Annotated in this window: 8 protein-coding genes and 1 tRNA gene; 5 read left to right on the top strand and 4 right to left on the bottom strand. The window is 60.7% G+C overall.

Going from position 1 to position 11615, the window contains the following annotated elements; translation table 11 throughout:
- Positions 1-26: 26 nt before the first annotated feature.
- From G410_RS0104415 to G410_RS0104400, 4 genes are all read left to right on the top strand, one after another.
- The gene (locus G410_RS0104415; protein WP_022672442.1) at positions 27-1622 is read left to right on the top strand and encodes an isocitrate lyase; all 1596 of its coding nucleotides are present in this window, start codon (positions 27-29) and stop codon (positions 1620-1622) included.
- A 264-nt stretch (positions 1623-1886) separates the two neighbouring features.
- Positions 1887-3044, top strand: a complete 1158-nt coding sequence (locus G410_RS0104410) for a PepSY-associated TM helix domain-containing protein (RefSeq protein WP_022672441.1) — start codon at positions 1887-1889, stop codon at positions 3042-3044.
- Positions 3045-3097: 53 nt separating this feature from the next.
- Positions 3098-3256 (top strand): hypothetical protein, encoded by a 159-nt coding sequence (locus tag G410_RS15580; protein ID WP_162604064.1) that lies wholly within the window; start codon positions 3098-3100, stop codon positions 3254-3256.
- Positions 3253-5367 (top strand): TonB-dependent receptor, encoded by a 2115-nt coding sequence (locus G410_RS0104400; protein ID WP_022672439.1) that lies wholly within the window; start codon positions 3253-3255, stop codon positions 5365-5367. The genes G410_RS15580 and G410_RS0104400 overlap by 4 nt, the downstream gene beginning before the upstream one ends.
- Positions 5368-5567: 200 nt before the next feature.
- Here the strand turns inward: G410_RS0104400 and G410_RS15575 are convergent, their stop codons facing one another.
- The 3 genes from G410_RS15575 to G410_RS17930 all read right to left on the bottom strand — a co-directional run bounded on the left by G410_RS15575 (position 5568) and on the right by G410_RS17930 (position 9903).
- Entirely contained in the window at positions 5568-7802 is a 2235-nt protein-coding gene (locus G410_RS15575) for a putative bifunctional diguanylate cyclase/phosphodiesterase (protein WP_022672438.1), read from the bottom strand.
- A gap of 113 nt (positions 7803-7915) precedes the next feature.
- On the bottom strand, positions 7916-9544 hold the full coding sequence (locus G410_RS17300; protein WP_051137208.1) for a FecR domain-containing protein: 1629 nt from the start codon (positions 9542-9544) through the stop codon (positions 7916-7918).
- 131 nt (positions 9545-9675) lie between these two features.
- A complete protein-coding gene (locus tag G410_RS17930; protein WP_156851852.1) occupies positions 9676-9903 on the bottom strand; it encodes a hypothetical protein in 228 nt (75 codons plus the stop codon).
- 36 nt (positions 9904-9939) lie between these two features.
- Here G410_RS17930 and G410_RS0104385 point away from each other — a divergent pair, with 36 nt between their 5' ends.
- On the top strand, positions 9940-11361 hold the full coding sequence (locus G410_RS0104385; RefSeq protein WP_162604066.1) for a ShlB/FhaC/HecB family hemolysin secretion/activation protein: 1422 nt from the start codon (positions 9940-9942) through the stop codon (positions 11359-11361).
- A gap of 122 nt (positions 11362-11483) precedes the next feature.
- On the opposite strand, the gene G410_RS0104380 is transcribed toward G410_RS0104385, so the two are convergent.
- Positions 11484-11560 (bottom strand) — tRNA-Pro (locus G410_RS0104380).
- Positions 11561-11615 lie beyond the last annotated feature (55 nt).

Below are 11615 nucleotides of genomic sequence, written 5' to 3'. Positions count from 1 at the left end.
TCATATTGGAAGTTTGGAGTACTATCATGACCTACACCAATTCGATCACCGAGGCGCAGACGCTGATCAGCAAGAACGGCGCGCCCTGGGCCGATATCGAGCCGGAAGCCGTTGCCCGCATGCGGCTCCAGAATCGGTTCCTGACCGGTCTGGATATCGCCAAATATACGGCCAAGATCATGCGCGCCGATATGGATGCCTATGATGCCGATCCTACGCACTACACCCAGTCGCTCGGCGCATGGCACGGGTTCATCGGCCAGCAGCAGATGATCTCGATCAAAAAGCATTTCGGCGAAACCAAGGGCAAATATCTCTATCTGTCCGGCTGGATGGTCGCCGCTCTGCGCAGCGAGTTCGGCCCACTGCCCGATCAGTCGATGCACGAAAAGACCAGCGTGCCCATGCTGATCGAGGAGCTGTACACGTTCCTCAAGCAGGCAGACGCCCGCGAACTGGGGCTGCTGTTCAGCGATCTCGACGCGGCCAAGGCGGCGGGCGATGATGTGAAGGAGCGCGATCTGCAGAACAAGATCGACAACTTCCAGACGCACGTTGTCCCGATCATTGCCGATATCGATGCCGGCTTCGGCAATGCCGAGGCGACCTATTTGCTGGCCAAGAAGATGATCGAGGCCGGTGCCTGCGCGATCCAGATCGAAAACCAGGTGTCCGACGAAAAGCAGTGCGGCCATCAGGACGGCAAGGTTACGGTGCCACATGAGGATTTCCTGCAGAAGATCCGCGCGGTCCGTTATGCCTTCCTCGAAATGGGCGTCGAAGACGGTGTCATCGTGGCGCGTACCGACTCGCTTGGCGCAGGTCTGACCAAGCAGATCGCCTTCGTGAAGGAAGAGGGCGACCTGGCCGACCAGTATAACAGTTTCCTCGACGTCGAAGAGGTCGATGCGGGTAATGTCGGTCATGGTGATGTGCTGATCAGCCGCGATGGCAAGCTGGTGAAGCCACGCCGTCTGCCGTCCAACCTGTTCCAGTTTCGTGCGGGAACGGGCGAGGACCGCTGCGTGCTGGACTCCATCACGTCGCTGCAGAACGGCGCAGACCTGTTGTGGATCGAAACCGAGAAGCCGCATATCGGCCAGATCGGTGGCATGGTGAACCGTATCCGCGAGGTTATTCCCAACGCGAAGCTGGTCTATAACAACTCCCCCAGCTTCAACTGGACGCTGAACTTCCGTCAGCAGGTGTTCGATGCGTGGAGCGAAGCGGGCAAGGACGTCTCGCAGTTCGATCGCGACAAGCTGATGAATGTCGATTACGACAGCACCGAGCTGGCCAAGGAAGCCGATGAGCGCATCCGCACCTTCCAGAAGGATGCGGCGCGCGAGGCGGGCATCTTCCACCACCTCATCACGCTGCCGACCTATCACACCGCGGCGCTGTCTACCGACAATCTTTCCAAGCGCTATTTCGGCGAGGAAGCGATGCTGGGCTATGTGCTCAACGTTCAGCGCGAAGAGATCCGTCAGGGCATTGCCTGTGTGAAGCATCAGAACATGTCGGGCAGCGACATCGGCGACGATCACAAGGAATATTTCGCTGGCGAAGCGGCGCTCAAGGCGGGCGGCAAGGACAACACCATGAACCAGTTCGCCGCCTGAACGCACAAGATTGCATGAAGTAAAAAAGGGGCCTGCTCCAATCGCTGGGGCAGGCCCCTTTGTATGCGCCGAGCTGACAAGCCGCTAAAACCCAACCGACAGAATGCGGGGCACGTCTCCCGACCGGGAAATGAGGTCAAAAGCCCGCTCGTCGACACGTCTCAGCGCGCCGTCCAAGCAGGCATCTGACCGGACATAGGCTCCGGCGTCTATTGCAAATCATTCGCATTGACCTTGCGCAGGCGTGTCGGTAGGTCGCCCGTCGTGACGCGCCGCACCATCCGCACCTGGTTTCTGATCCACAAATGGACCAGCCTGATCGCCACCGCATTTCTGTTGATGCTGTGCGTGACCGGTCTGCCGCTGATTTTCAGCGACGAGATCGAAGCAGCAACGGTCGGCGATAGCGCCGCTGCCTTGACGGGATCGCCCTCCGCCCAAAGCGGCCTTCCGCTCGACGGCATCGTGGGGCAGGCGCTCCTGGAAAAACCCGGCAATGTGCCGCTGTTCATCGGCTTCAGCCAGGAAAGCCCGCTGATCACGGTAACACTCGGCCCCACCGCGGACGCGGCGGGCAAGGATATGTTGCTTCTTTTCTACGACCGTGCGAGCGGCGCGGCTCTGGGGCCGGCGCCGGTCAATCCGCTGATCGCGTTTCTGCTCGATATGCACACGGATCTGTTCCTCGGGCTACCTGGCATGCTGTTTCTGGGGGTGATGGGCGTGCTGTTCATTGCCGCGCTGGTCTCCGGCACCGTGCTCTATGCTCCGTTCATGCGGCGGCTGGCCTTTGGCACCGTCCGGCGCGGGCGCAGCCTGCGCGTGAAGCGGCTCGATCAGCACAATCTTTTTGGCATCGTGGCCCTTGCCTGGATGCTGGTGATTGGCATCACCGGCGCAATCAACGCCTTTGCCGATCCGTTGACCGATCGCTGGCGCGACCATGCGTTGGCGGACATGACCGCAGCCTTTGCCGATAAGCCCCCGCTGGCCCCAGCCTACTATGGCTCGATCGACCGCGCCATGGCGGCTGCCAAGTCTGCCTTGCCCGGTCGAAGCCCGCAATTCATCGGCTTTCCGGGCGGCGACTGGTCGACCGGCCATCATTATGCGATCTTCTTCCAGGGCGACAGCAAGCTGACCGAGAACCTGCTGACACCGGCCCTGGTGGATGCCAGCACCGGGCAGCTGAGCGATGCGCGCGACATGCCGGCGCTCAATCAGGCGCTGATGATGTCCAAGCCGCTGCATTTCGGCGATTATGGCGGTCTGCCGCTCAAGATCATCTGGGCGGCCCTTACCATGGCCACCATCTGGGTGCTCTGGACGGGTCTGCTTCTCTGGTGGCGGCGTGGGCGCGGTTATGTCGATCGGCGGGTGGATGAAATCTATCGCGGCGGCCGCGCTGCGGTGTCGGCATGATCCGGCCGCGGCAATCGCTCGCGCGCCTGTTCGCCGCGCCGCTCGCTATCGGCATGGCCATGATCGCCGGGCTCATCCTGGGCCTGACGGGCGATGGAATAGGCGATGTTGCCGCCTGGACCCTGACCGCCATCGCGCCGCTCATGCTTCTGCTGAAACTATATTCTTCCCAATCCTCCCTTAAATCGCACAATCCAAAAGGTCCCTTATGACGCGTTTCCTCGCTCGCTCCTCGCTCCTCATTCTGGCGGGCACACTGGCCACCGCTTCCCATGCGCAAAACATGGCCGAGGACGAAATCATCGTGACGGCGCAGCGCGACAACGCCACCCAGATCACCAATGGCGGCGACCTGGGCGTGTTCGGCGACAAGGCGGCCGAGGATCTGCCGTTCAATCTGCGTGCCTATGACGAGACGCTGATCCTCAACCAGCAGCCACAGACGCTGGGAGATGTGTTGGAGAATGATCCGACCATTCGCACGAGCTACGGCTTCGGTACGGCCGCCGAACTGTTCGTCATCCGGGGTTTTCCCTTGTTCGGCGATGATATCGGGCTGAACGGATTATATGGCATCACGCCGCGGCAACTGGTCGCGCCCGAACTGTTGCAGAGCGTGCAGGTCCTGAACGGGGCGAGCGCTTTTCTGAACGGTGCAGCACCGGGCGGCACAGGTCTTGGCGGCAGCGTCAATCTGCGCCTGAAACGGGCAGGGCAGCAGGATATCAATCGCGTCACCGCCAGCTATGAGGCGAAGAGCCGCTTCGGCGGCGGCGTGGATGTGTCCCGGCGTTTCGGCGCCGGCAGTGAATGGGGTGTGCGGCTGAACGCGACCTATCGCGACGGCGAGACCGCGATCGACGGGGAGGACCGGCGCACGGCGGTGATCGGCGGCGCGTTCGATTATGACAGCGGCCCCTTCCGCGCCGCCCTGGACGTGGCCTGGCAGAACATCCGCGTCGATCGGTTGCGGCATAAGGTAACGATCGGCAGCGCCGCGGTGCCCACCGTGCCGGATGCGGATGCCAATTATGCGCAGGCCTATACCTATACCGATCTGCGCGATGTCTTCGGAACGCTCAGCCTGGAATATGATGTGGCCGATAATGCCCTGCTATATGCCCGCGCCGGTGCGCGTGACGGACGCGAGGAGGGCATTTACGGCAATATCACCGTCACCGACACCGCGACAGGCGCGGCCAATGGCAATGCGCTCATCGTGCCGCGCACCGACAATAACGAAGCGGTAGAGGCGGGGCTGCGCGTCAAGCTGGGTGAGGCGGTGACGCATGAGGTGAATTTCGGTGGCAATGCCAGCTGGCAGGTGAACCGCAATGCCTATGATTTTCTCTACGGCCCCAATTTCGCCGGCTTCGCCACCAATCTGTACGATACGCCGCAGCTGGCGCTGCCAACGTCGACCCTGGTTGGCGGCGATCTGGACGATCCCTTCCCGATCGCACGCACAAGGCTCGCCAGCGTGTTTGCGTCGGATACGGCTGGCTTCTTGGACGATCGCATCCTGCTGACCGGCGGACTTCGTCTGCAGACCATCGATGTTGAAACATACAGCTATTTCACGGGCGCGCTGGATAGCGAATATCATGAGGATGCAGTCACCCCGGTCGCCGGGATAGTGGTGAAACCGGCCGGCGGCGTCTCGCTCTACGCCAATCGTATCGAGGCGCTGCAGCAAGGACCGACGGCCCCGCTCGATCCGAACATCGTGACCAATCCCGGCGCCGTCCTCGCTCCGCGCCGCTCGGTCCAATATGAGATTGGCGGCAAGGTTCGGCTCGGGGACGTTTTTCTCGGCCTGGCGGGCTATCATATCGAACGGCCGGGCGAGGGCGTGCTGAATGATGGCAGCTTTGGCTATCTAGGCGATCAGCGGCATCAGGGCGTGGAGTTCACCGTCAACGGTTCTCTGGCGCCCGGGCTGAGGCTGATCGGCGGCGCTGCCTATACCGATGCCAAGCTGGACGGCGGCAGCCATGTGCCCGGCGTGCCGGAATATACCGCCAATGCCGATGTCGAATGGGATCTGGGCTTCGTGCCGGGCCTGACATTGACGGGCCGGGTAATCCACACCGGCGAACAATGGGTGGATGCGGTCAACACGTTGAAAATCGACAGCTGGACCCGGTTCGACCTGGGTGCCCGCTATGTTCTGGCCGCAGGAGACGTGCCGGTGACGGTGCGGGTTTCTGCAGAAAATATCGCCGACAATCGCTACTGGGCCTCCGCCTTCGACAGCTTCTCCAACGCCTTGCTGCAGGGCGGGCCGCGCGCGGTAAAGGCTTCCATCACTGCCGGGTTCTAGGGCGCGGTGAGAGCGGGCAGGGGTGAGTTTGAGCCATCAGGCCATGAACGATAGGCTTGCAGTCCACCCCTGCCTGCAAGCGCGCCAAGGATCATAGCGACGACCGGGAGCATCAGCACCGGTCTGTTTAGATGGTGGAAGCGGACTAACATAGCGCGATCCAACGGAAAGCTTTTTTGCCCTCAAGCGACCGCAAGATTTCAGGCTGCAGCGCGTCTGGCCTCGCGCGCCAAAGCGAACAATGCCTCCGCTGGCATCGGCTTCCCGATCAGATAGCCTTGGGCATAATCGCAGCCTACCGTGCGCAGGAATTCGAGGCATTCTTCATCTTCCACGCCCTCTGCAACGACCGATAGACCAAGTTCATGGGCAAGGCCGACCGTGGAGCGTACGAGCATGGCGTCGCCGGAATCGCGATGGGCGAACTGCACGAAGCTGCGGTCGATCTTGAGCTCCGACAGAGGGAGGTTCTTTAGATAGGTGAGGCTTGCCTGGCCGGTGCCGTAATCATCCATGGAAATCGATACGCCCATGTCGCGAAACCGGGTCAATGCGGCGGCTGCAGCCTTCGGATCTGCAATAGCGGCGGACTCAGTGACCTCGAATATCAGGTTTTCCGGCGGGATCGTCGATCGCGACAGCATCGCTTCGGCGGCCGAAAGAAACGCGGCAGAAACGACGAGGCGCGCAGAAATGTTGACGGCGGACCTGACCTGCAAACCTTTTGCGCGCCACGAAAGATTGTCGTCGATCGTCCTTTGCAGAACGAACAAGGTCAGGCTGTTGATACGGTCGGTCTCTTCGGCCATCGGAATGAAAAGATCGGGCCGTAAAAAGCCTCTCTCCGGGTGGTTCCAGCGGACGAGCGCTTCGACACTGGTGATGCGATCATCTGCCAGCGCCAATTTGGGCTGATAAAGAACCTCCAGCTGGTTATCGGCGATGGCCGCGTCGAGCTCACCCATCAGCGATATCTCGCGTTCGAGCGCGGCCTCCTCCGCGGCGACATGATAGCTCCAGGGTTCACCTTTTTGCAGCGCCTGGCTGGCCGCATGGACTGCCTCGGACAGCGCCCGGCCCTGCCCAATGCCGAAGCCCATCTGCACATCGACCATGCGCCCGCCAATTTCCAGCGGGGAGCGCATCAGGGCGGCAAGCCCTGACAGCGTCGATTTCAGCTCGTCCTGCTCGCCATTGAATATCCAGGCGAGGGCGCGGTCCTCGACCCGGAACACGCTTTCGCCGCCATTTCCCATGGTCAGGCGCTCGGTGATCCGGCAAATCAGCTGATCTGCCTTTGTATCCCCCAGCACCGTCTCCAGCCGCTCATAGCCGCCGATGGTCGCCGCGATCGTGAAGATGGCCGGGTCACCCATCCTGCTGTCGAAGGCAAACCGGTTCGGCAATCCCGTTCTTGTGTCATGCATCCGCCGATGCCGTTGATCCGCCTGGAATTGCTGCACCAGCATGATCATGGTGGCGCCGAGGATCATCGCAAAGGCTGGAACAATGTCGAACAGCATTCTCGCCGCCGACCAGCCGAGCCAGTGGAGCATGGCAAGAAGGAACAGCGAAGCGGCCCCTCTTACCAGTCCGGTCTTGCGCGACGCAGCCAGCAATATCCAGATGGTGAGCAGGGTCGCGGCGAGCAAAAGAAATGCGCTCCCGGCCTCGACGGGCGTGCCGGAGTACAGGGTCTCAGCCGCCATGGCCTGGATCACGACGCCGGGAAGAACGCCGTGACGGGACGTGGCATAGCGATCGCCCATTTCGATGGCTGTAGCGCCGATCAGGACATCCTTGCCCACAAGCCGTGACGGATCAAAATTCCCGTTCTCGATAGCGACAAAGCTGTGGCGCGGTATCGATTCCGGTTCGATGGCACTATCAATGGGGAAGGGGTGCCCGACGGTGCCGCCCCGTCCAGCAATCTGCGCCGCTAGCGACGGCCGTGGAACGCCATCGGTCATGGTACCGAGCGGCATGCGTCGCACCAGACCATCTCGATCGGGCAGAACCGCCACCGACGCGATGACGGCATGTTTGCGGAGCACGGCTATGGGCAAGGCATCGAGGGTCCGCATATCGCTGGATCCGGCGACTTGCCCAAAGGTCGGCAGCGTTATCACCGCTCTGCTCTTGGCCAGGGAAGCGGCCAGCCTTGAATCAGCCACCGGTTCGGAGGGGCTGGAGAAGTCTACATCGAACGTGATCGAGCGGACGCCCGCCGCGTTCAGACGGTCCACGACCCTGGCATAGTGATCTCGGGACCATGGCCAGCGCTTGATTTTGGCCAGGCTCGCCGCGTCCATCTCAACGATGTGCAATTGCCCGCTTGCAGGGTGGGATTGCGCTGCAAAAAACGGGGCTCGAAACGCGTTTTCAATCTCGTCCGTCGCACCGGTGGCCGAAGCCGTGACTCCGAGCAACGCCATGATCAGTGCGATGAGTAGTGGAACGCGTAGGTGGATCAAAATTCCGCTCGCCCGTACAACCAAGCGACCATTGGGTGCGCCTATCGGAAGCCCGACGATACACTGGGACAGCTTTACAATTTGTTCATGACGTCAAACTGTAGTTTCTGGATACCACGCTGCTTGCTGCCCTTGTCGGCTTTGCTGTCGTTCCCAACATTCGAATCCTTGCCTGGCTTGGCAATCGTAACGTCGTCCACGTCTTTGACTGGCGTGTCGCCGTTCGCTGCACTGGCCTTGCCGCCCTTATCCTTGCCATCATCCTTGTCGGGCTTGCCGCCCTTGTCTTCGGCGTCGTCCTTGTCGGGTTTGCCGCCCTTGTCTTCGGGGTTGTCCTTGTCCGGTTTGCCACCCTTGTCTTCGGCGTCGTCCTTGTCGGGCTTGCCGCTCTTGTCTTCGGCGTCGTCCTTGTCGGGCTTGCCGCTCTTGTCTTCGGCGTCGTCCTTATCGGACTTGCCGCCCTTGTCCTCGCCGTCATCCTTATCGGACTTACCGCCTTTGTCCTTGTCGTCGTCCTTGTCGGACTTGCCGCCCTTGTCCTCGCCGTCATCCTTATCGGACTTGCCGCCCTTGTCCTTGTCGTCGTCCTTATCGGACTTTCCGCCTTTGTCCTCGCCGTCATCCTTGTCGGATTTGCCGCCTTTGTCCTCGCCGTCGTCCTTGTCGGACTTGCCGCCCTTGTCCTCGCCGTCATCCTTGTCGGACTGATCACCCTTGTCATCCGCCTTGCCGGGATCCGTTGCCGGTTCAATGCTGCCGTCATCTTGACCAGCTTTGGATTCGGAAGCGGTGTCCGACGGAGACTTTTCGGCAGGTTTGGCAAATGTCGGGTTCGTGGCCGGACTGACCAGGCTCGACGCAATGATGGTCGGCACATTGCCCGTTACCATGCCGTCGGTCGCTTTGCCCATATCGACGGGTTTGCTGGTTATGGCGGCTTCGATGAACCTCGCGCCAGAAGCGTTTGCGGAGGGTTGCACAGCGCTCGCCATGTCCTTCATCAGCAAACTGCCCGGAGCCGCGTTGCTCTCTGGTACGGCCGGAGCCGGCGCGACCGGCACCGACATATCCGTTGCGCCGGACTGCGGTTCCGGCACCGTCACTGTGCTGTCCGGTCGTAGCGGCGAATCCACGACGCGTGCCTGGTCACCATTGATGGAAAGGCGATAGCGATCGGATGCGGCGATCATCGCCACCGATCCCGGGCGCACAAGCTCGCGTGCGCCGCCATCCACGGTGGCGACTTCCACGACACCCTCGATCACCTGGAGAGAAGTATCGTCACGGCCAACTGTCACGGAGAACGTCGTGCCTTTGACGACGGCGGCCAGATAGGGGGTATCGACGGAAAAATGGGGTGACGCGCGTTTTTCCACGCGGAAAATGGCGTTGCCAAGGTCCTGAACGAAACGCGTGAACGCGGAGCCCGCCTGTTCCTGCGGGATGCTTATCCGGCTGTTGGAAGCAACCGTTACAAAGTCCTGTCCCTTCACTAGCACCGCGCGGCCACCCTGGCCGGTGACGATGCTATCTCCAGCTTGGACACTGGCGCCGCGCTTGGCGATAACCCGTTTGCCATCATGCTGCAGAAACACGCTGCCGCTGGCTTCGCTCACGCTCCAGCCTTCGGAACCGGCGATAGCCTGCGTACTGGCACCTAACAAAAAGGCGGTAGCAGCCAGACGACGTGTGAACTTGAACATGGAATTACGCTCCCTTGCATAATCCAATAGCTCGTCAGGTGTTCATCGTCGCTTTCCGGAAGTGGTTAGCAAAGTCCTTCACTTTGACGTTTTTTAAAGATCTTCGCGATAGATGAAGGGCTTTGAAACCGTTACTCTTCGAGGTCGGCGTGCGTTATCGATTTCTCTTGGCGATTGTATTCATCGCTGCCTCCAGCCCTGCACATAGCCAGCAGAACCTGGACAGGGTGAACCCCGCGCGTCTGGAGGATCAATCGCTCGAGAAGATCTCCGAAGAAACGGACAACGTCCCGCAGCTTGTAGTCGAAGAAGAAATCTTTACCGAAAATGGCGGCCGGACCGAGGTCGCTGCTGCGCAACCCGATCTTAGTTATGATGTGGGCGCGATCGATATCGTGGGCCTGCAGGGCATGTCCAGAAGCGCGTTTTCCGATATTGTCGGAAGCTTTATCGGTCGATCACTCACTTCGGACGACCTTGCTTCCCTGACCGATCAGATCGCACGTCGTGCACGCCAGCAATACCCCATGGCGAGCGCGGCAATCGAACCTCAAGCGTTGCGAGCGGGCGTTCTGAGGGTTCGCATCGACGAAGGACTGATCGACGAGATCAGATTGGACGGCGTGCAAAATTCGGCGGTGATGGCTGCTCTGCAGCCGCTTGCGAGCGGGCAGCCTGTTACAACCGCACAACTTGAACGGCGACTGCTGATCGCTGGCGACATCGACGGAATTTCCTTGGGGGAAACACGCATAGAGCGACAGGACGGCAAGACGATCCTGCTGGTCAAAGTGGGGCATGACGCTTTCCGGGCGCAGATCACCTTCGATAATGACAGCAGCAAACCGCTTGGCCCGCTGGAGTTGTTCGGCACCGCTCGGTTCAATGGCGTTCTTGCCGCTGACGACAGCTTGCAGATATTTGCGCTCAACACGGTGCCGCAGCTCAGCGAACTGTCGTTTGCACGCCTGCGATATGGCAAGAGGGTCAGCCCGGGCGGGACGGAAATCTCGTTGACCGGATCATACTCACGCAACGCGCCCGGCGCATATCTTGAGGCGTTCGATATTGAGGGCGAAAGCTGGTTTGCAGCCATCGGCGCACTTCATCCGCTGAAACGTTCCCGCCAGACCAGTCTGTGGCTGGATGCATCCCTGTCCTATCGCGAAATAGCGCAGCGCCGCACGGATATTCTGGCGCGAAAGGACCGGCTGACGGTCGCGCGCTTGGGCCTCTATGGCTATACCGATCTAGCCGGAGGGCGCCTTCGCATCAACACATCGCTTGCACAGGGTCTGGACCTTTTTGGAGCAACCAAGGGCTCCAACCCGCTTTCATCTCGGGACGATGCGGACGGCACCTTCACCACGATCACTTTTTTCGCCGACTGGAAAAAAGAAATCGTCAGCAACTTCGGCACGAACATCGCCGTCCGTTCCCAGCTTGCCAGCCAGCCGCTGTTGGTTTCGGAGGAGATGGGCATCGGCGGCGCCAGTTTCGTGCGCGGCTATGATTATAGCGAGCGTTCCGGTGATCAATCGGTCACCGGCTATTTCGAACTGAATTATGATTGGAAACATGACCTTGGCGTGGTCAGGGGACTTGAATTCTATGCGTTCGCCGATGGCGGCAAGGCCATGAACCTGGAAGGCGGCTTCGGTAGCGGCACGCTATTTTCGACCGGTGGCGGCATTCGCGCAGACGTCAATAGCCGCACCGACGCAGGTCTGGAGATTGCCGTTCCCCTGTCAGGCGATCGCTACGACACGGATAATCAGGACCCCCGCATCCGTTTTGCCATGACTCGCTATTTCTAACGGAGCTGATGTCGCGGCGTGGCACTACGACGCGCCGCGCTGGCCGATGCAAAACGGCTTCGTTGGACGCCAGGCTGCTCCACGGAGGATTGAGCTTGCTGCGAGGGATGAGCTGTTGAAATTGGTCGGGGAGAGAGGATTCGAACCTCCGGCCCCTGCCTCCCGAAGACAGTGCTCTACCAGGCTGAGCTACTCCCCGACCGAGCCGGAGACGGGCTCCGGCGCGAGGCAAGGCGTGCGCTATAGTCAGGGCG

Source organism: Novosphingopyxis baekryungensis DSM 16222, assembly GCF_000420305.1.
GTDB classification, from domain to species: Bacteria; Pseudomonadota; Alphaproteobacteria; order Sphingomonadales; family Sphingomonadaceae; genus Novosphingopyxis; species Novosphingopyxis baekryungensis.
This window is presented reverse-complemented; position numbering and strand designations above follow the sequence as displayed.